At 48.8% G+C, this 24,438-nt stretch carries 26 protein-coding genes; 22 read left to right on the top strand and 4 right to left on the bottom strand.

Annotated elements, in window-relative coordinates:
- Both BM091_RS13030 and BM091_RS13025 read right to left on the bottom strand, forming a co-directional pair.
- A partial coding sequence (locus tag BM091_RS13030; RefSeq protein ID WP_281243992.1) for an S-adenosylmethionine synthetase N-terminal domain-containing protein occupies positions 1-432 on the bottom strand: 432 nt, incomplete at its 3' end.
- Between the two features lie 66 nt (positions 433-498).
- Positions 499-1,278: a class I SAM-dependent DNA methyltransferase gene (locus BM091_RS13025; RefSeq protein WP_093396391.1), complete on the bottom strand. Its 780-nt coding sequence runs from the start codon at positions 1,276-1,278 to the stop codon at positions 499-501.
- A gap of 661 nt (positions 1,279-1,939) precedes the next feature.
- Between BM091_RS13025 and BM091_RS13020 the strand changes: the two genes are divergently transcribed.
- The 12 genes from BM091_RS13020 to BM091_RS12965 all read left to right on the top strand — a co-directional run bounded on the left by BM091_RS13020 (position 1,940) and on the right by BM091_RS12965 (position 14,635).
- Positions 1,940-2,887 (top strand): 3-hydroxyacyl-CoA dehydrogenase family protein, encoded by a 948-nt coding sequence (locus BM091_RS13020; protein WP_218148902.1) that lies wholly within the window; start codon positions 1,940-1,942, stop codon positions 2,885-2,887.
- A 56-nt stretch (positions 2,888-2,943) separates the two neighbouring features.
- Positions 2,944-3,804, top strand: a complete 861-nt coding sequence (locus BM091_RS13015) for a branched-chain amino acid ABC transporter permease (protein ID WP_093396390.1) — start codon at positions 2,944-2,946, stop codon at positions 3,802-3,804.
- Positions 3,801-4,847 carry a branched-chain amino acid ABC transporter permease gene (locus BM091_RS13010; RefSeq protein ID WP_093396388.1) on the top strand — a complete coding sequence of 349 codons (1,047 nt, stop codon included), beginning with the start codon at positions 3,801-3,803 and terminating at the stop codon, positions 4,845-4,847. The genes BM091_RS13015 and BM091_RS13010 overlap by 4 nt, the downstream gene beginning before the upstream one ends.
- Positions 4,831-5,583 (top strand): ABC transporter ATP-binding protein, encoded by a 753-nt coding sequence (locus BM091_RS13005; protein ID WP_093396386.1) that lies wholly within the window; start codon positions 4,831-4,833, stop codon positions 5,581-5,583. The genes BM091_RS13010 and BM091_RS13005 overlap by 17 nt, the downstream gene beginning before the upstream one ends.
- Positions 5,584-5,585: 2 nt before the next feature.
- On the top strand, positions 5,586-6,293 hold the full coding sequence (locus BM091_RS13000; protein ID WP_218148901.1) for an ABC transporter ATP-binding protein: 708 nt from the start codon (positions 5,586-5,588) through the stop codon (positions 6,291-6,293).
- Positions 6,294-6,367: 74 nt separating this feature from the next.
- Positions 6,368-7,585 (top strand): ABC transporter substrate-binding protein, encoded by a 1,218-nt coding sequence (locus BM091_RS12995; RefSeq protein WP_093396384.1) that lies wholly within the window; start codon positions 6,368-6,370, stop codon positions 7,583-7,585.
- Between the two features lie 33 nt (positions 7,586-7,618).
- Positions 7,619-8,587, top strand: a complete 969-nt coding sequence (locus BM091_RS12990) for an NAD-dependent epimerase/dehydratase family protein (protein ID WP_093396382.1) — start codon at positions 7,619-7,621, stop codon at positions 8,585-8,587.
- Between the two features lie 9 nt (positions 8,588-8,596).
- Positions 8,597-9,532, top strand: a complete 936-nt coding sequence (locus BM091_RS12985) for a beta-keto acid cleavage family enzyme (protein ID WP_093396380.1) — start codon at positions 8,597-8,599, stop codon at positions 9,530-9,532.
- 26 nt (positions 9,533-9,558) lie between these two features.
- Complete coding sequence (locus tag BM091_RS12980) at positions 9,559-10,116, top strand: helix-turn-helix domain-containing protein (RefSeq protein WP_093396379.1); 558 nt, start codon at positions 9,559-9,561, stop codon at positions 10,114-10,116.
- Positions 10,117-10,409: 293 nt separating this feature from the next.
- Positions 10,410-12,371, top strand: a complete 1,962-nt coding sequence (locus BM091_RS12975) for an acetoacetate--CoA ligase (protein ID WP_093396377.1) — start codon at positions 10,410-10,412, stop codon at positions 12,369-12,371.
- A 72-nt stretch (positions 12,372-12,443) separates the two neighbouring features.
- A complete protein-coding gene (locus BM091_RS12970; RefSeq protein WP_093396376.1) occupies positions 12,444-13,781 on the top strand; it encodes a short-chain fatty acid transporter in 1,338 nt (445 codons plus the stop codon).
- A gap of 17 nt (positions 13,782-13,798) precedes the next feature.
- The gene (locus BM091_RS12965; protein ID WP_093396374.1) at positions 13,799-14,635 is read left to right on the top strand and encodes a 50S ribosomal protein L11 methyltransferase; all 837 of its coding nucleotides are present in this window, start codon (positions 13,799-13,801) and stop codon (positions 14,633-14,635) included.
- Positions 14,636-14,646: 11 nt separating this feature from the next.
- Here the strand turns inward: BM091_RS12965 and BM091_RS12960 are convergent, their stop codons facing one another.
- Both BM091_RS12960 and BM091_RS12955 read right to left on the bottom strand, forming a co-directional pair.
- A complete protein-coding gene (locus BM091_RS12960; RefSeq protein ID WP_093396373.1) occupies positions 14,647-15,360 on the bottom strand; it encodes an ATP-binding protein in 714 nt (237 codons plus the stop codon).
- Positions 15,357-16,064 (bottom strand): hypothetical protein, encoded by a 708-nt coding sequence (locus BM091_RS12955; protein ID WP_093396371.1) that lies wholly within the window; start codon positions 16,062-16,064, stop codon positions 15,357-15,359. The genes BM091_RS12960 and BM091_RS12955 overlap by 4 nt, the downstream gene beginning before the upstream one ends.
- 87 nt (positions 16,065-16,151) lie before the next feature.
- On the opposite strand from BM091_RS12955, the gene BM091_RS12950 reads away from it, so the two are divergent.
- From BM091_RS12950 to BM091_RS12905, 10 genes are all read left to right on the top strand, one after another.
- Complete coding sequence (locus BM091_RS12950; RefSeq protein ID WP_093396370.1) at positions 16,152-16,850, top strand: Crp/Fnr family transcriptional regulator; 699 nt, start codon at positions 16,152-16,154, stop codon at positions 16,848-16,850.
- 3 nt (positions 16,851-16,853) lie between these two features.
- Complete coding sequence (locus tag BM091_RS12945; protein WP_093396368.1) at positions 16,854-17,453, top strand: flavodoxin family protein; 600 nt, start codon at positions 16,854-16,856, stop codon at positions 17,451-17,453.
- Positions 17,443-18,195, top strand: a complete 753-nt coding sequence (locus BM091_RS12940) for a TIGR02757 family protein (protein ID WP_093396367.1) — start codon at positions 17,443-17,445, stop codon at positions 18,193-18,195. Before BM091_RS12945 ends, BM091_RS12940 begins: the two co-directional genes overlap by 11 nt.
- Before the next feature lie 16 nt (positions 18,196-18,211).
- Positions 18,212-19,609 (top strand): SagB/ThcOx family dehydrogenase, encoded by a 1,398-nt coding sequence (locus tag BM091_RS12935; protein ID WP_093396365.1) that lies wholly within the window; start codon positions 18,212-18,214, stop codon positions 19,607-19,609.
- Positions 19,610-19,639: 30 nt separating this feature from the next.
- A complete protein-coding gene (locus BM091_RS12930) occupies positions 19,640-19,879 on the top strand; it encodes a DUF4177 domain-containing protein (protein WP_093396364.1) in 240 nt (79 codons plus the stop codon).
- A gap of 12 nt (positions 19,880-19,891) precedes the next feature.
- A complete protein-coding gene (locus BM091_RS12925) occupies positions 19,892-20,161 on the top strand; it encodes an HPr family phosphocarrier protein (RefSeq protein ID WP_093396362.1) in 270 nt (89 codons plus the stop codon).
- 6 nt (positions 20,162-20,167) lie between these two features.
- Entirely contained in the window at positions 20,168-21,973 is a 1,806-nt protein-coding gene (gene ptsP / locus BM091_RS12920) for a phosphoenolpyruvate--protein phosphotransferase (RefSeq protein ID WP_093396361.1), read from the top strand.
- A gap of 11 nt (positions 21,974-21,984) precedes the next feature.
- The gene (gene smpB / locus BM091_RS12915) at positions 21,985-22,458 is read left to right on the top strand and encodes an SsrA-binding protein SmpB (protein WP_093396359.1); all 474 of its coding nucleotides are present in this window, start codon (positions 21,985-21,987) and stop codon (positions 22,456-22,458) included.
- A 36-nt stretch (positions 22,459-22,494) separates the two neighbouring features.
- Positions 22,495-22,704: a hypothetical protein gene (locus BM091_RS12910; protein WP_093396358.1), complete on the top strand. Its 210-nt coding sequence runs from the start codon at positions 22,495-22,497 to the stop codon at positions 22,702-22,704.
- Positions 22,705-23,096: 392 nt separating this feature from the next.
- A complete protein-coding gene (locus BM091_RS12905; protein WP_093396356.1) occupies positions 23,097-24,431 on the top strand; it encodes a CoA transferase in 1,335 nt (444 codons plus the stop codon).
- The last annotated feature ends 7 nt before the right edge of the window (positions 24,432-24,438 follow it).

The raw sequence follows: 24,438 nt of genomic DNA, 5'->3' as shown, positions 1-24,438 counted from the left end.
ATATATGGGCATGGGCATGAATACGGGTGTTTCATCGCAGGCGAATCCGAACATCAGTCCCTGATCTCCGGCTCCCATTTCTTCGAAGAGTCCTTCTCCTGGGTTTACTCCAATGGCGATGTCTGGAGATTGTTTATCTATGCTGGTTATGACGGCGCAGGTTTCCCAGTCGAAGCCCATGTTGGAGTCGTTGTAGCCTATTTCTTTTATGGTCTGGCGGGCGATTTCGGGGATGTCCACCCAGGTGGAGGTTGTTATTTCGCCGGCTACGAAGACGAGGCCCGTTGTGACGAGGGTCTCACAGGCCACCCGGCAGTTCTTGTCCTCCTTCATAATGGCATCAAGTATGGCATCGGATATCTGATCCGCTACCTTGTCAGGATGACCTTCACCGACGGATTCGGAAGTGAACAAATAACGGCTCATGGACATAAAAACACCTCCATCTTTCTGTTTAGGATTTTTGTAAATAAAGATGCAGCTTTTTGGGCCAGCTCTTTAGCCTGTTGCAATTGAGTTGACCATCTCGTCTGGGATATGGCTCATCTTACGGCCTACGATTGCATAGTAAAAGAGAGGCCTTCCGTCTATTGATATCCGGTGCCTGTATCTTTCCAGATGATGAATTTCCAGAATTCCGTTGTTTATCAAAGTTCGGATCAATCTTGAAAAACCCGTTCTGTCTTCTTTTAAAACGAAGGAGTCTTTTATGTTGAAGGCGATCCATCCAGAATCACATACGAGATTGAAGGCATTGGCAAAGGCCCTTACCGGAATATCACCGAAGCCCAGAGCCGCCACACAGGTGAGGCAGTTGAATTGCCACGAAGCAATATGTTCCCTGAAGGCTTCCTCCAGCTTCGTAAAATCACAGACATAATAGGCGTCGTAAATTCCGGGCCGATCCCGCTCACAGGCCCTGTGAGCCTCTTCAACAATATCCACGCCGACCACACGGGCCACCCCATGGGCATGAAGCTGCTCTCCTACCATGCCGTTCCCCGCTCCCAGATCCAGAACGCGGAGTTCTGTTACATTGATAAGATTGTCTCTGAGCACCTTGGCCAGGGTTTCGACGACTTTTTGAGGCGAACAGCATTTGAGCCTGCGGTAGAAGAGCTGTTCATACAGTCCGGGGCGCTTGTATATTTCAGCGTAATCGTGGAACCGGATTCTCGTTTTGTTTCCGTTCTCAAGTAGAAAAAAGAATGCTTCGTCCTGATCCAGGCGATTTGGCTCGATTAGGGGGAATTTTATGTTGTATCTTGATAATTGCATGATATTTCCTCCTTATTTTTCGATAAACGCATTCTCAGGCTTAATATCGTATGATTTTCGCTAATGTTTAGTGATATTCACTGACATCAAAAACGCCCAGTTTCAAGACAGACAATTATACGATCAGATATTTAAATAATCTCCAAAATAAGACATTTGGTTCAATAAATGTATAAAACGAATATGTCAAATAAATTATTATTTAATCTGTGATTTCGGTCACTTAAAATCAAAAACCCGCGCTGTGCAAGGCGGGGCAAGAAGCTACTTCATGGTTTTTTATACCAAAGGGGATTTACCGCCCTTTCGGCATTCTACGGCGTTGCGGAATAATATTTTAAGCCAGGATACGGGGCAGGGTGGATGTAAGGGAAATAAATCTGTTTGGTCACAATTGATAAACCAGCCGCTGTTTTCTGGGCGAATTTTGGTATCTATCCTGCCAGAGCTCTGTTGTGGGCTTCATACCCGGTCCAGTCCATATGCCGCCGCACTTTAACGACCAGGATGGATCAGCTGGACGGAGCGGGAATTATTTTCAACACAAGGAAAAAATTAGTTGACATATGTTTCCTGATGGAGTACAGAGGTTGCCAGGATGGATTCTGTGCTGGCTTATGGGTTCCTGTTAGAAAGAACCTCTTGATGTGAGGAGGTTTTGGTGCAACCGGATTCCGTAAAAAATATAGGGATCATCGGTGCGGGATTGATGGGGCATGGGATCGCTCAGATTTTTGCCCACGAAGGTTACAGGGTTTCTGTTTATGATGCCAACGATGATGCCTTGAAAACCCTTCGACAGCGAATCAAAAAGAACCTTGAAATCTTTATGCTTCTTGGGATCACCGATAATAGCCGTGCAAATCAATGTCTGGAGAACATCAGGGTCTGTTCATCGATTTCTGAGGCTGCCGGTTCTGCCGATGTGATAATAGAAGCCATAAACGAAAATAAGGGTCTAAAAAAGGAACTTTTCCGGGAATTAGAGCATATAATCGGTTCTGAGACTGTTGTATGTACCAATACTTCGGCTATCAGCATAACGGAGTTAAGTGAAAGTCTCTCCTACAGAGAGCGCTTTGTGGGGACCCATTTTTGGAACCCTCCGCACATTCTACCCTGTGTCGAAATTGTGAAAGGGCTTTACACCTCAGAGGAGGTTTTTGAAGGGGTTTGCAGGCTGATGAAAAGGGTAAAGAAAGAACCCGTGAGGGTTCTCCGCGATGTGCCGGGTTTTCTGGGTAATCGCTTGCAGCACGCAATGTGGAGAGAGGCGATTTCGCTGGTGGAAAAAGGTGTTGCCAGTGCGGAAGATGTAGATAAGGTTGTTAAATTCGGTTTCGGATTGCGTCTATGCTTTATCGGCCCTTTTGAGACCGCAGACCTTGCAGGTCTGGACCTCACGTATGAAGTTCAAAAGTACCTCTTTCCTTATCTTGATAACTCTCCTGTTCCGTCCCCAAAGCTTGAAAACCTTGTCGAAAGTGGATTCACAGGCGTTAAAGCGGGCCGGGGTTTTTACTCGTGGACGAAGGATAAGGTTCAGCAGTTGATTGCTAAGAGGGACGCGATTCTGTTGAAAGTCCTTCGTCTCATGAACGGCGATTAAGCCGGGCTCAGGCCGCCGGGGATCTCCTAATACTATCATTTAGTACGGAGTGTCCCATGACAGAAATCTTCGTCTTTTTCTTGCACGGACTTGCCTATGCAGGGTTGTTGTTTCTCGTTTCCTCGGGTTTAACTTTGGTCTTTGGCATGATGAACATTCTTAACTTCGCGCACGCTGCTTTTTACATGCTTGGGGCCTATTTCTCGTACACTGTTCTTAAGACCACGCAGTCTTTCTTGCTGTCAATTCTTATATGCCCAGTGCTTTTATTCATCCTGGGTTTTTTGGTCGAACGACTTCTCCTGCGTAGAGTTCACAGATTCGGGCATCTACATGAACTCCTGCTAACTTTCGGGCTCGCCTATATCATTACAGAACTGGTCAAGCTAATCTGGGGAAATTACCCTCTGACGGTAGACATAGGAGAAATTCTCAATAAGCAGATAGAAATTTTCGGTGTAACCTATTCTGCATATCGGTGTTTAATCTTCGGCTGCGGCTTGTTGGTCGCTCTGCTAATGTCTCTTTTAATATACAAGACCCGCCTGGGGATCATAATTCGGGCGTCCGTAAACGATTCGGAAATGGTCGAAGCTCTAGGCATTAATGTTCCTCTTCTTTTCACGGGGGTGTTTGCAGCCGGGGCGGCTCTTTCCGGTTTTGCCGGAGTCATAGCAGGGCCTCTGCTCACGACATATCCGGGAATGGCCACGGACATTCTGATCGATGCTTTCGTTGTCATTGTCGTGGGTGGCTTCGGTAGTCTGGGAGGGGCCATGGTGGCTTCCTTGATCATAGGGCAGTTACAATCATTTGGCGCGCTACTGATCCCAAAACTTTCTCTCGCACTCATTTATCTCCTCATGGCGCTGGTACTCATTGTAAAACCTTCAGGTTTGTTCGGCGAGGAAAGATGATGGGTAAAGGTAATACCAGACGCAGGTTAATATTTGTCTTCGCTCTCATAGCCGTATTTCTGATTGCTCCCGCTGTTCTACCGCTGTATCGGGTTAGCTTGCTTACCGAAGTGATCATATTTTCTCTCTATGCGATCAGTTATAATTTTTTGTTAGGATATGCAGGACTGCTGTCTTTCGGGCATGCCTTGTTTTTCGGTACCGGGGGGTATTTAGCCGCTCTACTCGTCAATCACATTCCGGGAATTTCCCTATGGGGAGTCGTTTTTGTCAGTGCCATAATTACCGCCGCAATAGGTTTACTCATAGGGGGTCTGTTACTACGGCAAAAGGGTGCATACTTTGCTTTGCTTACCCTCGCATTCAATTACCTTTTCTATGCCATAGCCACCAAGTGGTATTCCGTTACCGGTGGTGATGACGGTCTGAGTCTTTCCCGGCCGAGTTTGGATTTTGGGGTTTTTACCATCAGCCTTTCCAGCCCTGTGGCTTTTTATTACTTCACCTTTATTACGTTGGGGTTGCTGATTGCCTATTGCTGGTATTTTACGCACACCGCCATGGGGCAAACCATTGTGTTGATTCGAGAAAACGAAGAGCGAATGAAATTCGTCGGATATAATCCTCATGTTACCAGACTTATTCTCTTCGTGTTTACCGGCACGCTGGCCGGTGTGGCCGGGACATTTTATGCCCTCCATTTTGAGTTTGTGTCGGTAAATGCCGTAAGTATTGATATGACCACGGCCGTGTTGCTGATGACCTTTATCGGGGGTATGTCCACGTTCTGGGGGCCGATTCTCGGTGCTGCCGTCTATATTCACCTGCAGGATTTTCTGAGCGACCTGACCGATAGATGGCCGCTGATAATGGGGCTTATATTTGTGCTGATGGTTCTCTATATGCCACAGGGGCTTTCTGGCTTGTGTTTTTTCTTGAAAGACCGTGTCCGGGGTATGGTGTTTTGCAAGAACATTAAGCCCTTTGGTTTTCGGAATGTATCTGCTCAGATAGGGTGTAAGCAAAATGAACGAATCTCTTGAAGTGCTTCGGATAGAGAAACTCTGTAAAGATTTTTCGGGCCTTGAAATATTGTCGGGTGTGGATCTCATAGTTAAGCGCGGTGAGCGGCATGCCGTAATCGGCCCTAACGGTGCGGGTAAGACGACTCTTTTCAATATCATTACTGGTAAATACAAACCTTCTTCAGGTCGCATTTATTATCGAGGTCGTGATGTGTCCGGGCTGAGCCCTGATGTTCTTGCCCAGATGGGGATTGCTCGGTCTTTCCAGATTACCAATGTTTTCCAGGGCCTTACCGTTTTAGAAAACGTTCTCGCTGGTGTGAGAAGTAAAAGGGGCCTGAAATACAGCTTTTTCAGGCGTCCGGTTGAGCAACGAGAACTGGTGGAACGGGCAAAACAGATTATAGAAGCTGTGGGTCTTTACGATTTGATGGATCGACCGGTGACCTCTCTTGCTTACGGCCAACAGAGAGCTCTTGAAATAGCCATCACACTGTCACTGGACCCGCATTTGATTCTTCTGGACGAACCGACTGCCGGTATGACCCGTGAGGAAACCAAAAATGTTATAGAACTGATCGACAGAATTACCCGTGGCAGAACGCTGATTATCATAGAACACGATATGGACGTAGTGTTTTCGCTTGCCGATACCATCTCGGTCCTGCATCACGGCGTGATTATAGCTTCGGGCAGTCCGGAGAAAATCAGGAACGATCAAAGGGTTAAGGATGCCTACCTGGGAGAGGAGTAAGGGTGTTGCTTAAGGTTGAAGAAATTCACAGCTATTACGGACAGAGCCATGTTCTTCACGGTGTGTCACTTGGTTTAAATGCGGGAGAGATTGTTTGCATTCTGGGCCGAAACGGAGTTGGGAAAACGACGACACTCAAAAGCATTATCGGTCTGGTCCCGCCAAGGTCTGGAAGCATAACCTTTAAAGGTCAGGAATTGATCGGACTTCGGCCATTTCAGATATCAAGACTGGGTATAGGGTTTGTTCCGGAGGAACGAAGAATTTTCGGAAGCCTTACGGTGGAAGAAAACCTGCTCATCGGGATGAAAAAAGGTTGTCATAACGGGGGTAATTCATGGTCGTTGGAGAGAGTCTATGAGACTTTCCCTGTGCTCAAGAAGAGACGGAATAATCTGGGTAAGCACCTGTCCGGAGGTGAACAACAGATTCTCACGATTGTTCGGACTCTCATGGGCAACCCGGAGGTTCTTCTGGTTGACGAACCCACTGAGGGATTGGCTCCTTTAATGGCAAAGGAGATACTGGGTATTCTTTCCCGTATAAGAGAGGATGGGGTGTCCATTCTCATGGTAGAGCAAAATTTCAAAGCAACAATCAAAATGGGTGACAGGTTTTACGTTATGAACAAGGGGCAGATCGTTTTCGAAGGGACCAGAGAGGATTTGATGAAGGCAGAGGATATAAGGATGACCTATTTAGAAGTCTGAATATTTTCCCGGGCAACAAAGGCAGCAGCCTGTGTTTTTTAGGTTGAATATTTAAATCCAGAGGAGGGATTCCAATGTTGAGAAAGATGGCCTTATTGTGTTCGGTGTTTATGTTGGTGGGTATTGCCTGTACGGGCATGGCAGGGGCCGAAGACACCATAAAGCTAGGTGTTGTGGAACCACTGTCTGGGACTTTCAAGGATATCGGCGAGAGGTACCTGGAAGGCGTTGAATATGCCGTGAAGGTAATAAACGATGGCGGAGGGTTGCTGGGCAGGAAGGTGGAGGTGATACCGATAGATTCGGAAGTAAAGCCGGACGTAGCGGTAAGAAAGGCAACAAAGCTTATTATGAAGGATAATGTCAAGTTCTTCTGCGGAGGCACGGGAAGCTCTGTTGGAGCGGCAATGTCGGAATTGGTGGAAAAACACAAGGGCATATTTTTTACCTACGGTATGGACGCATCAAGTCTTACGGGTGAAAAGTGTAACCGGCATTTTTTCCGACCCGGAGGCAGCACGGATGGAAGATCTTATGCACTGGCCCTCTGGGCTGTTAGAAAAGGCTACAAGAGGATTGCCGGCATAGCTCAGGACTATTCCTTCGGACACGAAGCAATGGCTGCCTTCAAAAAGAAAATAAAAGAGCTAGATCCGAATATTGAACTGGTAGCCGAAATTTATCATCCCCTGGGCAACAAGGATTATGCTCCCTATATCAGTCAGATTATAGCTGCTAAACCGGACGTTATTTTCACTCCTAACTGGGGTAATGACCTGTCCTTGTTACTGAAGCAGGGAAGATCTATGGGGCTGAATGTCAAATTCCTCTGCTACTACATTAACGACGACGTATTAATAAAAGGTTTAGGCGATGACGAGGCTGTTATCGGGTCTGTTGGCGCAGAGATTTATATGCTTTCGATTCCCGGCAGGCTAAATCAGGAGTTCCTGCAGGGATTTTTCAAGGAAAAGGGATATTACCCATCTTGGCTGAGAGGGAAGGCTTACACTGCCACTTTGTTCTGGGCGGAAGCCGTTAAAAAGGCAGGTTCGGCGGATCCCGAAAAGGTTATATCCGCCTGGGAAGGACTGACTTTCGAAGGGCCTGCGGGGACCTGGTACATGAGACCCTGTGATCATCAGGCTCAGGTTCCCTACTGGATAGCCGAAGTGGTAAAGGAAAATAAATTCTATGATCACGCCTATGTTGGCGAGCCCGTTATGATTCCCGCCAAAGAGGTGGAAGTTCCATGTGAAGAAACGGGCTGTAAGATGTCGAAAAGCGACTGACGGAGTATCGAGGAAGGATGTTAGAGGGAGAGTATGGCTGATTTAATTACCGGCGGGACAGGTTTTTTGGGATCGGCTCTGGCTCGATTGCTTATTGAAGAGGGCAAAAGGCCGGTTCTCTTTGACATCGCACCACCAAGGGGTGTTCTCCTGCGCTACAGGGATGGTTATTCCTACGTGAGGGGTTCTCTTAGCAATCTGTCGGAGATTCTGAACTGCTTCAGGAAGTTCAGGATAAACAGGGTCTTCCATCTGGGTGGCTTGCTGTCACTACCTTCGGAGAATTCTCCCTGGGAGGCTTTCCAGGCCAATGTCGTGGGGACTTATAATGTGCTCGAAGCCTGCCGTCTCGAAGATACTGGCATGGTCATATACGGCAGCTCAATCGCGACCTTTAGCGAAGGTTTAAGTTCGCCCATTGTGGACGATTTTGCACCGCAGCGTCCCACAAGTATGTATGGGGTAACAAAGGTTTTTGGCGAGCTTCTCGGGAGATATTATTCCAGGCGATTTGGGCTGGACTTCCGGGGAGTTCGCCTCCCATCCGTGGTAGGCCCGGGAGCGAGAACGGCTCACATGTCAATTTACAATTCCTGGGCCATAGAGAAACCATTAATGAACGAGCCTTACGTAATTCCCTGCAACCCCGATACGCGGTGTCCGGTTCTTTATTTCAAAGACGCGGCCAGGGCTTTGCTAATGCTTGCAAGAGCAGATGGTTTGGCGCTGAAAACCAGAATATATAACATCGGCGGGATTGCACCGCCTTTCTCTGCCGAAGAATTGGTCGCTGTGGTTAAGTCAAAAATTCCGAATGCGCAATTGAGCTTTAGACCGGATCCTGAAATAACCTTTTTGTTAAAAGAACTTGGACGGATCACTTTTGACGATTCGGCGGCCCGGGTCGAATGGGGCTGGGAGCCTCGATATGACCTTGAGCAAATGGTTGATGACTTTATTGATGAATTCCGTAGATTTCGCGATGTTTATGAACAGGGATAGGAGCTTCGTATGGCAGGAAACAAGGGAAACAAGAGAATTTTTACCGCTGCAATTACGGGTTCCATTCACACCCCGAGCATGTCGCCCTATCTTCCAATAACGCCGGAAGACATAATTCGGGAGGTTGTTGCGGCGTATGAAGCAGGAGCTGCAGTAGCCCACATCCATGTAAGAGACCCAATTACGGGTCAACCAAACGCAGATCAGGATATTTACCGTAAGGTGGCCGTTGAGGTAAAAAAGCAGTGCAACATAATACTTGCTTTTACGACGGGCGGGAAGTTAGGAGAGCCTGTAGAAAGCAGGGTAAAGGTGGTTTCCAATTTGTCTCCGGAAATGGCGTCCCTTAATGCAGGCTCCCTGAATTTTGCCCTGTTCCACGTGGTGGATAAAATTAAAGAGTGGAAATACGAGTGGGAGAAAGAATACCTTGAGGCAACAGAAGATTTTATTTTTCCCAATACTTTCAAAACCATCCGTCAATACCTGGAAATATTTTATGCCAATAATACCAAACCCGAGTTCGAAATCTACGATCTGGGTATGATCAATAATGTGGCCTTTTTACTCGAAAAGGGTGTAATAAAGCGGCCGCTGTACATTCAGTTCGTTCTCGGAATCCTGGGCGGCGCACCGGCAACGGTTGAAAACCTCGTTTATCTGGTTCAAACTGCACGAAAGAGCCTCGGAGACTTTGAATTTTCAGTATGTGCAGCAGGAAGGCATCAAATACCGATGTGCACAACCTCATTGTTGCTCGGAGGACATGTCCGTGTTGGCCTTGAGGATAATCTCTATCTAGAAAAGGGTGTGCTGGCAAAAAGTAATGCAGAGCAGGTCGGAAAGATCATCCGCATTGCCAGAGAGTTGGGAATCGAACCGGCGACCCCGGATGAAGCCCGGGAAATTCTCGGTCTAAAGGGAATTGATAAGGTCAATTACTAGAAAATCGTCGCTGTGAGGCTTCTTTTATGTTCAAAGAGGAACAGATAGGTCGTCTGATCAGAAAACTCCGTCTGGAAAGAAAGATGACTCAGCAAATGCTGGCCGATGCTTGTGGGCTGACCAAGGGGTATCTTTCAAAAATCGAAAATTCTAAAACGGCACCCCCGGTCTCCACTCTCATAAATATTGCAAGAGCACTGGGAGTGGAAATAAATGTCTTTTTCTCCAACGGAAGGCCGGAGACTTCTATAACACTGGTTAAGGCCAGAGACCGTGTTGTCGTTGCCCGTGATGGAAGCAGTTTCGGTTATTCTTATGAACCACTCGCACATACCTTTCCCAACAGGAAAATGGATCCTTATTTGCTGACCTTACCCGTAAAAGTCAAAAAACAGAAAGTCTTTCAACATGAAGGTCAGGAAATGTTGTTCGTTTTAGAAGGTACAATGAAGTTTTTCCACGGTGATCAGGAATTCATTGTGGAAGAAGGAGATTGCATCTATTTTGATGCCAGTGTTCCTCATTACGGAGTGTGCCTGGGCGATAAAGAGGTAAAATGCCTCATGGTGATTTACTCAGCCTGATGACGGGCCGGCTTACGGTGGCATGGAGAACACTGAAATTGCCTGATAGCTGTCTCCTGGGCGTCTGGCTGTTAATGAAAGGCCTCTCCGAACAAGAGGGGATTTTTGCAGGAAGAATGAAGATCTCCATGGAAGCGTTTTTTATCGTAAAAAATAAGACCTGAAGCTACGAATCGTTTTCCTGCTTCAATGCAGTTAGCCGGTTGCGTTAATTGTTCTATTTGATATTATCTAACTGTGTTTGGTAAAGGTCCCGGATTTTCAACAACCGTCTATTTTCATTGGAGGAGCCGATGGGTAAGGAGCCTTTGTGGGTACCGAGTGGGGAAGTTGTGGAAAAGGCCAATATGACGGCCTTTATGAGGTTTGTTAACGAAAAATACGGAAGGAGTTTTTCTTCCTATCGGGAGCTTTACGATTGGTCCGTCGAGAGTATATCCGATTTTTGGGCGGCCGTCTGGGATTTCTGCGGCATTGTGGCAAGTAAGCCTTACGAAGAGGTGGTGGACGATCCGTACAGGATGCCTGGTGCGAAATGGTTTCAGGGGGCGAGGCTCAATTTCGCCGAAAATTTGCTTCGCTATCGGGACGATCGGGTTGCAATTGTGTTCGTAGGCGAGCAGGAACAGAGAAGAATCATAACATACCGTGAGCTCTATTCTCTTGTGGGCAAGATTTCCCGGGCTTTGCGAGAACTGGGAGTCAAGGCCGGTGATCGGGTGGTGGGCTATATGCCCAATATGATCGAGACGGTGGCCTTCATGCTGGGAGCAACGAGCATTGGGGCCATCTGGTCGTCCTGTGCTGCCGACATGGGACCGGAAGCGGTTTACGATCGGTTCGGCCAGGTAGAACCCAAAGTCATGATTACTGCTGACGGTTACTTCTACAAGGGAAAAATGTTCAATACCTTTGCCAATGCCGTAAAGCTTGCCTCGAGGATGCCCTCTCTGGAGCGTGTCGTGGTGGCAAAGTATTCAGGTGCCGATGTGGATCTGTCCCGGCTTCCCAATGCCGTAACCTTTTACGAATTCGTCGGGAAGGAAGATGCAGATCCCGTATTTGAACAGCTTCCTTTCGATCACCCCGTTTACATAATGTTCTCCTCGGGAACGACGGGCAAACCCAAGTGCATGGTCCAGAGTGCCGGGGGCGTTCTTATAAATCATCTGAAGGAGCTCAAGATACATTCCGATCTCAGGCGGGAGGATCGGATCTTCTACATTACGACCTGTAGCTGGATGATGTGGAACTGGCTGGTGAGCTCTCTGGGGGTTGGTGCTACTGTCGTTCTTTATGACGGTAATCCTCTTTATCCCGACCCCTACGCAATGTGGCGCATGGTTGACCGGGAAGGTATTACCATCTTCGGTCTGAGCGCAAGCTACATCAATGCCCTCAGGAAGGAGGGGGTGTCCCCCGGAAAAGAATGCAGTCTGGAGACCCTGAGGCAGATTTCCCAGACCGGTTCGGCTCTTTCAGCCGACGGATTCCGTTACGTCTATTCGGACATTAAGTCGGATCTGCACTTTAACTCCATCTCCGGAGGCACGGACATAAATGGGTGCTTTGCAATAGGAAGCCCCATTCAGCCGGTTTATGCCGGGGAGCTTCAGGGGCCTGGTCTGGGTATGAAGGTTAAGGCCTATGACGAGAACGGTAATCCCGTGTGGGACAGAGAAGGCGAGCTGGTCTGCGAAGCCGCGGCTCCTTCAATGCCGCTCTATTTCTGGAATGACCCTGAGGGGAAGAAGTATAGAGAAGCCTATTTCGAGTATTTCCCGGGTAAAAACGTATGGCGTCACGGGGATTACGTGATCTTCCATTCCGATACGGGAGGTATTACATTCCTCGGCAGGTCGGATTCGGTTTTGAAGCCTTCGGGTGTAAGAATTGGGACCGCAGAAATATACAATCAGGTGGAAAACATTCCCGAGATTGCCGACAGCCTTGCAATAGGACAGCAGTGGGAAGGGGATCAGAGAATTATTCTTTTTGTGAAAATGAAAGAGGGGTATAAGCTGACTGATGAAGTAAAGGCAAAAATAAGGAAGGTGCTCAGGGAAAACGCATCGCCTCGGCATGTGCCTGCTAAAATCATCGAGGTTCCGGACATTCCTTACACGAGAAACATGAAGAAGGTGGAAAGCGCCGTTACCAACATCATACACGGGCGCCCCGTTACGAATCTGGAAGCACTGGTAAACCCCGAGTGCCTTGATTACTTCAAAGATCATCCCGAGCTGAAGTCTTAGTGAACCGGGAGGGCCGCCGGCCCTCCTTTTTTCTTTTTCGTCATTTAAAGAAGATTAAGAAAGGAGGGAAAGATGCTTGAGCGCATGGGAGATTCGTTGTGTCGGTGGGCTCAAAAGTACATGCCCGATCCAATGATCTTTGCAATCCTTCTGACGATCCTCACCTACGTCATGGGCTTAATCTTTACCGACAGCGGTCCCTTTAAGATGATAACCTACTGGTATGATGGATTCTGGACGCTACTGGCCTTTGGAATGCAGATGTGCATTATTCTGGTCACAGGCTATGCACTGGCTACTACTCCGGCGTTACAGAAAGTTCTGAGAGCTCTTGCAGGCGTGCCCAAAACCAGCGGGGGCGCCGCCGCACTGGTTGCTTTTGTTGCCTGTGTTGCCGGCCTTATCAACTGGGGGCTTGGTCTCATCGTCGGCGCAATCTTTGCCCTTGAAGTTGCCAGACAGGGAGCCAGGTCCAATATAAGGCTTCACTATCCTTTAATCGTTGCTGCTGGATATGGAGGTTTGGCTATATGGCACATGGGCCTGTCAGGTTCTGCTCCTCTGCTTGTTGCTACGGAAAATCACTTCCTTGCAAAGGAAATCGGTATAATCCCTGTGTCGGAAACACTGGGAAGCGCAATGAACCTGACCAGCATTGCCGTTATGTTGATCCTCGTACCTCTGGTTTTTTATCTCCTTGCTCCGAAGGATGCATCCAAAATTGAGCCTATAAGGTCGGAGCTTTGCGAAATGCCGGAAGAAAAGGGTACCGTGAACAAGGAGGAGTGGACCTTTGCCGATCGTCTGGAAAACAGCGTTCTGCTTTCGCTCATTATAGGCCTGGCAGGATTGGTCTACATTATCTATTACTTTGCAACCAAGGGTTTTGCCCTTAATCTCAACATTGTCAACTTTACGTTTTTGATACTCGGGATACTTCTCCACAGACGACCTATTGCCTATGTTCGCGCCGTTGCCGAAGGTGTCAGAGGTTGCACGGGTATAATCCTCCAGTTTCCTTTTTACGCCGGGATAATGGGCATGATGAAATTCTCGGGGCTGGTAACCGTCATTGCCAACTGGTTTGTGGCTCTGTCTACGCCGACCACATACCCTGTTTTTACCTTCATCAGTGCGGGACTGGTGAACCTTTTCGTTCCGTCCGGAGGTGGCCAGTGGGCTGTGCAGGGACCCATTATGGTGAAGGCCGCAGAAGCACTTAACTTCTCGATACCCAAAACCATAATGGCTCTCGCCTACGGCGATCAATGGACGAACCTCTTTCAACCTTTCTGGGCACTGCCTCTACTCGGTATATGCGGCGTCCGAGCCCGTGACATCATGGGATACTGTATGGCCGTGATGTTTATAGGCATTCCCGTTTATATAATCTTACTTCTTCTCTTCTGAAGGAGTTATCAGGGGTCGTGTGTTTCGTTTATGAATGTCGGGTGGTTGGGGGGATCGCCGGCGAACCCCACCATCCCTGCTACAGGGGAATGCGAGTAGAAGGGGCCTACGCCTATTTCTTCTTCCTGGAAGAGGTGGACGGCTATTTTGAAGACTGGGTTGCCCGAAACGGAGGGCTGGTGTTTACCGGCCGTTACCGGTTCCATCCCGCCAGGTGGCAGAGGTTTGCTTCGGGATGCAGGGTAGGGTCTTTTACCGTTATTACCGTGAGCAGAGCTGAAGATGTACCTGTCCCGGACGGTTCCACCGTCTTCCTCAGAAGAGGGATAGCCTTCGGTTCAGGGGTGCATCCCACGACGAGGGCTATGGTAACCGCAATGGAAGAGTTACTCACCCGTGAAAAGCCTGATGTGGCGGTAGATTGCGGAACTGGTTCCGGGATTCTGTCCATCATTGCGGCCAAAATGGGTGTGCCCAGGATTATTGCCGTTGACCTTTCACGGGTTGCCCTGAGAGAGGCCCGGGAGAATGCGGTAATCAACGGTGTTAATGACAATATCTGCTTTGTTTTGGGTCGTGATCTTTCCGCATTAAAGCCTGAAAGAATAGACCTTCTTATGATGAACCTTGAGTGGCCTGCATTGCTGGGTGTCGTCCGGGGCAAAATCTGGTCCCGGTGCAGAACCGCCCTCGTCTCCGGCTATCCTCTTTCCATGTCCTCCGTATTCAGGCAACTCATAATGAGAGCTCCTTATAAAAGGCTTCAATCCTTCGGGGTGGAGGGCTGGGAAGCCCTTCTGTTAGAGAAGAGCAGGGACAAGCCCCCGGAGGATAACCGGGGGCTGAAGAAATAATCTCAGAGTCATTATCGGGCAACGGTCTTTGCGGCCTTTGCTACTTCGATAGGTTTCCTTTGAATAATTTGACCGTCCGGGGATATTACGACTTCTTCCGCCTTTATGTCCCTGCTGGTTACCTCCAGAGCTTTACGCACAAGACCCGTAAGGCCGGAACAGCAGGGCACCTGCATTCGCAATACGGTTACGCCTTTGATGTCCGAATTAAGAAATATTCCGGAAAGCTTTTCAAGATACTCCTGAAGGTTGTCGAATTTGGGACAGCCGATAAGAACCACTCTGTCGGGCATGAAGCTCTCGTATATGCGGGGAGATGCGGCAGGCGAGCAATCTGCGGCAATCAGCAGATTAGCGTTCCTCAGGAATGGAGCTTTTGAGGGAACGAGCTTTAGCTTTACGGGCCAGTTTCTGAGCAGCTGGTCCCGGCTTTCGGAAAACCTCGCCGATACGGACGGGCAGGTGGCTTCCCGGGTTTTGAGCTCTTCCAGATGTTTCTCAACGGCTTCCGGGTCGAAGTCTTCGGCTTCCCGCTCGACTATGGTGATGGCATTCTGAGGACATTCTCCTATGCACGCTCCAAGTCCGTCGCAATAAGACTCGGATACCAGCTTTGCCTTCCCGTCAACGATGGCAATGGCGCCTTCTGCACAGGCTATAACACACTGACCGCAGCCGTCGCATTTCTCCTCGTCGATCTCTATTATTTTGCGCAATACTTTCATGAGTTTCCTCCATATTTTGACATGATGGATTTTAAAATCTTTCGGGCCGTGGGCGTGATAACCTCCGGTGGGGTCGACGCTGCCTCCGGATCCCGTTTTAATTCTTCTTCAAAAAGAGCAAGGCTCATAGCATCGTGAAAAACGACATGATTGGAGTCCGACAGATCAGGTTTCTCATCACGCTTTTCGATAAGTTTCAGAACCTTGCGGTTTAGTTCCTCCTTTGACGAAAGACTTTTCAGGACTTCTTCGGCAGCCCTGGCACTTTCTTCGGGTGCAGGAGGCCTTTTCTCAGCACCGTAGGGCAGAAGATGAAGATGCGATGCAATGATTACCACCGGTAGCTCTCCCTGCTCCGTCCTGAGAAGTTCTTCCGCGTAACGGGCGGTTCTTACGGCTTTGCTTATGGCCGCAAAGTCTCTCCCGTAACGCTTCTTTGCTTCAATGGCGACTCTGTCTTTGAGGAGGTGTTCTCTCTGAGCTATAAGCTCCGGGGGGAGTTCGCCTAAGCACTGATCGGCGTATTTGCAATAGGCTGCACATCCGAAGTCCATACGGGGGTTGACAAACTTATGACCGCAATTGCGGCAGCGGCGTGAAGGCTCGTCTTTGAAAAACTCAACCGAAGAACCGCATTGAGGGCACCTGGCTTCAAAAATTGCTTCCTTTCCCCAAAACCTGCTATCCTGTCCCGGGCACTTCATGAGATTTTTCTCCCTGATTAAGGTTTTTTTGTTGTCGTTTTTTATAATAAACACGTAAGACGGTTTGACCTTGATATGAGTCAAAAAATGAGTGCAGAGGAAGTTATAAAAAACGCCCTATCAAGGGTTGCTCTGTTTAACGGCCTGGATGAGCAGCATCTTAAAGGGCTGGCGGATTTGGCAGTGCGAAAATATTATGCAAAGGGTGAGGTACTCTTTAGAGAGGGAACCAGAGCCCTGGGGATGTTTCTCGTCATTAAAGGAACCGTTAAGGTGTATAAAACCTCGTGGGAAGGTAAAGAACAGGTCCTTCATTTTTTCGGTCCCTGTGAACTCTTTGCCGAGGTTCCGGTTTTTCACGGGAAGGATTATCCCGCTTCGGCAGAAGCACTGGAAGATGTGGAAGCGGCTTTTTTCCCGAAGGAAGCTTTTCTGAATTTTTTGAGGAAAAATCCCGACGTGGCCATCAGAATGCTTGCGTTACTTTCAGAAAGATTGAGATATTTCACCAGGCTTATTGAAGATCTGACCCTTAAGGAGGTTCCTGCAAGACTCGCAGCCTACATAGTCTATCGCATGGGTCGAGACGGAGCGACCGGGGAGTTTACACTGGACATTCCGAAGCACCTTTTGGCAGCCCTCCTGGGAACTACCCCCGAGACGCTTTCACGGGCTTTTGGGAAGCTGCGCCAGGTTGGGTATGTGTCCGTTGATGGTAAGTTAATAAGAGTGCTGGATCCCGAAGGAGTAAGGAAACTTGCCGTAGAGGGGAAGTGGACGGAGTGAGTCATGAAGGTAACGGCTATTTACGGCAGTCCCAGGAAGGATGGGAATACCGATAGGTTACTCAAAAGGTTCGTTGAGGGAGTAAGGGACGAAGGGGTGGAAGTCGTCGAATTCTTTCTCAGAGACATGAACATTGCTCCTTGTAGGGAAATATACGGCTGCAAAAGAAACGGAAGGTGCGTGATTGACGACGATTTTCATGTGATTGCCGACGAAATGTCGAAATCTGACGCTATAGTCGTAGCCACTCCGGTTTTCTTTTATGCCGTCAGTGCTCATACCAAGGCCTTTATCGACCGGTGCCAGTCCTTGTGGGTGAAGAAATACTGGATTAATAAAGTGCCCTTCGGAAAAGGAGAAACCGGAAAACCGGGAGTGCTGATTTCGGTAGGCGCTACCAGAGGAAAAAAGCTTTTTGACGGTATTTTGCTTACAATGCGATACTTTTTCGATTGCCTTGATGCGAAACTCTGGGCCGCTCTGCTTTACAGAGGACTGGACGGTAAAGACGATATTCTAAATCATCCTGAATACCTTGATGAAGCCTACGCCAAGGGTCGGGAACTTGCAAGAGTTGTAAGAGAAGGCAAAGGTGCCGCTTAAAGACTTACTTGAAGCTGTGTTTTTAAAGTATCATCATACCGAATTTATCGGGAACGATCCGGTGGGATTTGCCCGTCGTTATTCGAACCTCCAGGATCGTGAGGTGGTGTCTCTGATTGCCGCCTTCATGGCCTTCGGAAGGGTTGAACAGATTCGTGCAAAGACGGAGGCGGTTTTACTGCTACTGGGAGAACGCCCCTTCAAACAACTTATCAGCGGAAGGTTCCTGCCGGAAAAGCTTGAAAACTTTCGGCATCGTTTTCTGGACGGTAGAACTCTTGCGGTCCTTTTAAACAACCTTGGATTGACGGTGAAGGAATGGGGCAGTATCGGCCTTTGTTTTCGGAACTGTTGGGAGAATTCAAAGGGAGATGTCCTTCGCGCCCTCGTGCTTTTCCGCCGGTACCTTGCCGGCTCTTTTGACGACTGGGGTATGGTTCTACCTGATCCGGAAAAGGGAAGTGCCTGTAAAAGATGGTTTCTTTTCCTGCGATGGATGGTCCGCCGGGATGAGATAGATCCTGGAGGGTGGGATTTCATACCGCCTTCCTCTCTTCTCGTGCCTCTGGACGTTCATCTTCATAAGGTAGCAATTAAACTTGGATTTACCGCAAGAAGGTCAGGGGACATTAGAACGGTTCTGGAGGTTACGGAAGCTCTCAGGGCTTATGACCCTGAAGACCCGGTCCGATACGATTTTTCTCTAACAAGATGGAGCATGGCAGGGTTTCCGCCCGTTTAAAAAGGGGGTTAATGAAATGACCGGATACGAATATCACAGGTATACCGCCTACTCCAGATGGAGGCTCGGCGGTAGAGGCGGAATCAGAGGCGGCCGACCCGAGCTTTTCAAAAAATACAGGGGATCGGAGATAAAAAAATTCCCGGAAAGCCTGCTAAAACCGGATAAGAAGTTGATGGAAGTTGTCCTCTGGCGGTTGCCAGGTAGTTCGTCCGCCCTTTTTGATGAAAACCTTCTCGGTTTGCTCTTTTTTCTATCCTACGGAATCAGACCTGACTCAGGGCTTAGGGGATACCCTTTCAGAACCGTTCCTTCGGCCGGGGCTCTGTATCCCTGTGAACTCTATTTTTGTCCGGACGGGATTGGACCATGGGAGGGAGGGTTTTATCACTACAGGGCGGATCTTCACGGTGCGGAGCGCATTGCAAAAGGAGGTGGATCGGGTTCGGGGCTTGATGTTAAGGTTTCGGTACTTCCCTATCGCTCTGCCTTCAAATACGGAGAAAGGGCTCTGAGATACGTGCTTCTTGATGCGGGTCATCTAATAGAGCAAATTCGTATGGCGGGTAGAATTGTCGGTCTTGAGGGACTGGCCTATTCCGGCTGCGAGGAGCCTTCGGTCTGGGAGAAGGCCGCCGGACTGAGTGCGGATCATGAAGTCTTCATAGGAGGAGTCCGATTTGGAGAACCGGACTGTGCCAATCTGATGCCTGTCATGCCGATTCCCGAAATGCAGAGATGCGGTGAGCTCGCATCGGGAGGGGATTGTGGCCCGGTTATACGGGAAGTGCTGGACGCAATCCGTCATGGGTGTTTCGTATTCGACGAGGAGCCGGAGATCGCAGGATATGAAGACGAAAGCCTTCCCGACATAAGTGCCTTCAATGCGATTATCGGCAGAAGATCTCACAGAAATTATACCGGAAAAACAATATCCTACGGCGTATTTGACCTTTTTGTAAGAGCCCTGGGAAGCCTTTCGGATTATTCCGGCTTTGTGGTCTATTTCGCATTAGCGGCGGTAGAGGGTTTCACGCCCGGTGTTTATCTGCTCAAAGCCGATGAGGCTGTGAAAAAGGGCTGTGAGGCTCTGGGAAGAATCCGATCAGCTTCGGTCATGACAGAACTGGCGCATGCCTGCCTCGGACAGGGGTGGATGGCTAACGGATCTTTCGCCGTTATAATTGCTTTGAGTTTTGAGGACGCCGAGAGGGCATACGGAGATCGGGGATATATGCATCTTATGATCAACGCAGGCAGGGTAGGCCAGAGGATATATCTTCTTTCCGAAGGTTTTGGGCTCGGGTGCTGTGGAGTAGGGGCTTTTTATGACGGTGATGTTTCTGATGTGGTGCCCATGGATGATGATACTTATCCTGTTTATGTTATACCCGTGGGATCAAGGAGTCGTTAACGAAAGTTTCGGGCAGAAAGGAGTCAGGCGGTGAAGAGAAGGTTTGAATACAGCATAACCCTTTATCCGGTAGAAATGTTCAGAGAATTCGCCTTTTTCTGCTCGGAGGACGGAAGCTGTGAGCTTCGTGAGGTACCCGATGATCAGGTTAAGCGCCTTAACGAGGCTTTAAACGAGATGGGCGCCCGGGGCTGGGAGCTTGTGGAACTGGTCTCGAGGCCTTCGGGCATGGTGGCAATCTGGAAGCGTGAAAAAGATTCGAGTGGGTGATGAGGTCCGGAGATGGCTCTTTCCAGAGAGTTTACGGTGTCCAACAGGCGGGGTATTCATGCCAGGGTAGCGGCGAAGATTGTGGAGGTTGTGGAAAAGTTCAGCTCCGATGTGACGCTCAGGAAAGGAGATCTTCAGGCGAACGCCAGAAGTATTCTGGACATACTTTCTCTTGCCTGCGGCTGTGGTACGAGGATTACGGTAGAAGCAAAAGGGCCCGACGAGGTCATGGTGATTGCCGCCCTGGAGGAACTCTTTAAGAAAAAATTCGGTGAAGTTTAGATCGGTATGACGAAACAGAAGGAGATAAGGCTCAGGGGGATAGGAGTATCTCAGGGTATTGCCATCGGCAAGGCCTTTGTCGTTGAAAAAGGTAGGGTTTCTATTCCTTACTATACCCTGTGGGACGAGGGGGTAATAGAGGAGGAATGCAGAAGATTTGAACGGGCCGTGAGGCAAGTGGAAGATGAATTTTTGCGCTTAAAGGACTCACTCCGGGAAGATTTGCGGGATTATGCATCGCTTCTTGAAGTCCATCGCATGATTCTCCGGGACCGGCTCATCTACGACGAAACAATTAGACTGATCCGGGAAAAAGGGCTCAACGCAATGTGGGCTCTTTCCGTTACCCTGGACAGAGTTCATCGAGTTTTTCAATCTGTCGATGATAGTTGCATACTTGACCGGCTTTCCGATGTGGGGGCTGTAGTTGATCGGGTGATGAGAAAGCTTTCGGGGGATAGAGACGACATTTTTTCCGGAATTTCCGAGCGATCGATACTGGTAACCCATGATCTATCCCCTGCCGACGCGATTCAATTGCCTCTGGAAAAGGTAATGGCCTTCGTGCTGGATATCGGAGGCCGTACCTCTCACACGGCTATCATGGCCAGATCCCTCGACATCCCCGCAGTGCTCGCAACCGAAAGGGCAACCCGGGAGATTCAAACGGGTGATCTCATAATCGTTGACGGAACCTCCGGCGATGTCATCATCAGGCCCGGCGAACACAAGATACGCCACTATGTTGAACTGCAGTTTCGGCTCGAGAACTACATCAGAGAAATTGCACGAAAAGCTTCGGCTCCCGCCATAACGGCAGACGGCTATCGAATCGGCGTGGATGCCAACATTGAGATGCTCGAGGATGTTGTCTTTGCAAAAGACAGCGGAGCCGAAGGCATAGGGCTCTTCAGATCGGAATTTGCTTTTATGAACAGAGAAAAATTCCCCACGGAGGAAGAGCTTTATCAGGATTATCGGCAGCTTGCAGAATTGATGGCCCCCCACGCAGTCACAATTAGAACTCTGGATGTGGGTTCCGAAAAGCTGAGTCCCTGGTTTTCCGTTCCAGACGAGCCCAACCCGGCTCTGGGGCTGCGCTCCGTTCGGCTCTGCATGAGATACCCTCAGGTCCTGAAGATGCAACTCCGGGCAATTCTGAGGGCCGGGGCAGGCTATGGGAATGTCCGGGTAATGTTTCCAATGGTCAGCGGCGTCGGTGAACTGAGAATACTCAAAAAAATGGTTCATGAAACGATGGCGGAACTGAGTCGTGAGGGCTTCGATTTTGATGATAAGATTAAAATCGGCATAATGATAGAGGTGCCTTCGGCAGTTGCTGTGGCCGATTTGCTGGCAGGAGAAGTGGACTTTTTCAGCATAGGTACTAACGACCTTATTCAGTACACTCTTGCCGTGGACCGACAGAACGAGTATGTAGCTTATCTTTACGAGTCTCTGCATCCGGGCTTGTTGAGAATGATAAAAAGCACGGTGGATGCCGCAAGAGAGGCGGGGATTCCCGTAAGTTTGTGTGGGGAGATGGCCGGTGAACCCTTTTATGTCCCCATTCTTCTGGGTCTTGGGCTTGACTGCCTTAGCATGAATCCTCAATCCATACCCCGTGTAAAAAATCTGATAAGGATGGCCCGGATGAGCGATTGCTACGCTTTTGTTGAGGAGATCTTGAAGAAAAAAACTGCCCGGGAAATAAATTCGAGGTTGCAGGAATTCGTTGCCAACCTGTTTCCCGACGAATATTACTTTTTCCGGAGCGGCTTCCCCGATGACGGTTTAAGGCTGACAACTTGAGGAGATGCTGAATGGCAAGAAAGAGCGGCGATATAAAGGTTGTGTGTCAGAACCGTAAAGCCCATCACGACTTTGATATATTGGAAACGATTGAAGCCGGGATGGTGCTTGAGGGTACCGAGGTCAAATCCCTTCGTGAAGGCAGGGCAAACCTCAAGGACAGTTATGCAAAAATCAAGAAAGGCGAAGCCTTCCTTTACGGAATGCACATAAGCCCCTATCCGCATGCATCTTACAACAATCACGATCCGGAAAGGGTCAGAAAGCTGTTGCTGCATAAAAGAGAAATTCTGAGACTGGGGTCCAGGACCAGAGAAAAGGGTTATTCACTGGTACCTCTGAAGGTTTACTTCAGAAAAGGTAAGGCCAAGGTGGAACTTGCCCTTGCAAAGGGTAAAAAAGCCTACGATAAGAGAGAGACCATAAAAAGAAAGGAAGAAACCCGACAGCTTGAAAGACTTAGAAAGAAATATCATATTCGCTAGCTCCTGTAGTTAAGTACATGCGGGAGGTGGTCCCATATGTCCGAGCGGATGGAGTGCATGTGCCTTGACTGCGGCATTTCTCATTACATTCCCGTTACGGATCTTACAATCGAGACCCATCCCGACTTTGACTATCCTGTAGTATCGAACATCTTTTGTACAAAGTGCGGGGGAATGATGTTCATAGTGGGTAAAGAAGGTGATCAACCCTTTTACGTTACCGAATATCCTGATAAAAATCGATAATAGAGATTATGGCACACAATGTACGACCTGGGGGAAGAAACCCATGCTCCGGACTGGGAGCCTTTAAGGGTAAAACCCGGCAAAACTTTGAATTTAACTACGGAATAAAAATTTTTCATTCTACCAAAAAGATCTTGACCGGAGGATTGCGTATCTGCTATGAGGTATTCGTTATTTGTAAGCCTGTTCTACCAGCAGGAAGCTCGATCCTGACTTTCTCTGGCTGCTAAGGTTCATCCGGGGCGCAAGAACTCTCCAACCTGAACAGAGCGGGATTTCTTAATGCATCCCACGATAGACGGTGATTTAATTTTTCGGCGAATGTTAGCTTCCTTGTGTTTTTTAATATTAAGTAAGTTTAACCTGATTAGTGTATCTTAACGGAGGGTTGTATGGACCACTTAAAGGAGTATTCGCAGACTGTGAACCAGCTTTTCAACGGAGTGAAGCTTTTCGAAAAAGACGAGCCCTTAAAAGGGATACGCGTTCTGGAAGTCTGTTATGTGGTGTTGGGTCCTGCCTGTTGCGACTATCTGGCGGAGTTCGGGGCTGAGGTCATCAAGTTCGAGGGGCAGCGTGGCGATCAGATGCGCTTTGTAACGCCTTATGCCGATTTCTGGAAGAACATGTCCCCGGGTATGGAAATCGAGAATCACAATAAGTACTGGGTGGGGATGCATCTGGGAAATCCGAAGGCCAAAGAGCTTTTTCTGGAAATGGTCAAAAAGGCCGATGTGGTGGTGGATAACCTTACCCCCGGAAGGATGGCAGCCTGGGGGCTGAGCTATAAAGATTTGAGCGCTATAAATCCCGGTATCATCCAGCTTCATGTTTCAGGATACGGGAGCTGGGGTCCCTGGACAGGAAGAACCTCTTACGATGCGGTCGCACAAAGCATGGGAGGGCTCTCCTGGATAACGGGATTTGCCGACCGTGGTCCCATAAAGTCAGGAGTCTGGATTGCCGACTGGACAACGGCACTTATGTGCGCCGTGGCAATAGTCATGGCTTTGAATTATCGTGAAAGAACCGGAAAGGGTCAATTCATCGACTACATGCAGGTCGAAAACGTTATAAGGCTGATGGACTGGACCTGGCTTTACACCTACATCACCGGGAAAGACAGACCTCGTTCGGGTAATCGGGATCTGGCTATCTGCCCGTCCGACCTTTTCGATTGTAAGGACGGCTGGGTAGCCCTCGCTGCCTTCGGCGAAGAGGAATTCAGAGGGCTTTGCAGGGCAATGGATCGAATGGATCTTTTCGAAAAGTACTCGGATCCGGTCCTCCGATTGCAGGAAGAGAATGCAGGGGTGATAATCAAGGCCATCGACGAATGGACCCGAACGAAAGAAGTCCGGGAGGTCGAAGAATTGGGACAAAAATACGGATTTGCCGCATCCCGGGTACTTACGGCAAAGGATGCATACCACAGCAGGCATTTCAGAGAAAGGCAGGCTATACAGGAATTTGACGATGCTCTTTACGGTCATATGGTAGAGCAGTGCTACCCGCCTCGCATGAGCGAAACACCGAGCAGACTTAAATGGTGTTGCCGTCCGCTGGGGTTTGACAATGCCTACGTTCTGAAAAAGATACTCGGCCTTCCTGACGAGAAAATAAAAGAACTTGAAAAGGAAGGCGTTATTTTCCGATGGAATCCCGATATTCCGTCCCATTGTCCCCCCCCAGACTGGGACGGAGTAAGCGGTCTTAAACTGGCCTGATGATATC

Origin of the sequence: Thermodesulforhabdus norvegica (assembly GCF_900114975.1) — a bacterium.
Lineage (GTDB): Bacteria > Desulfobacterota > Syntrophobacteria > Syntrophobacterales > Thermodesulforhabdaceae > Thermodesulforhabdus > Thermodesulforhabdus norvegica.
The sequence above is the reverse complement of the archived record's forward strand: the minus strand, read 5'-3'. Positions and strand labels throughout refer to the sequence as shown.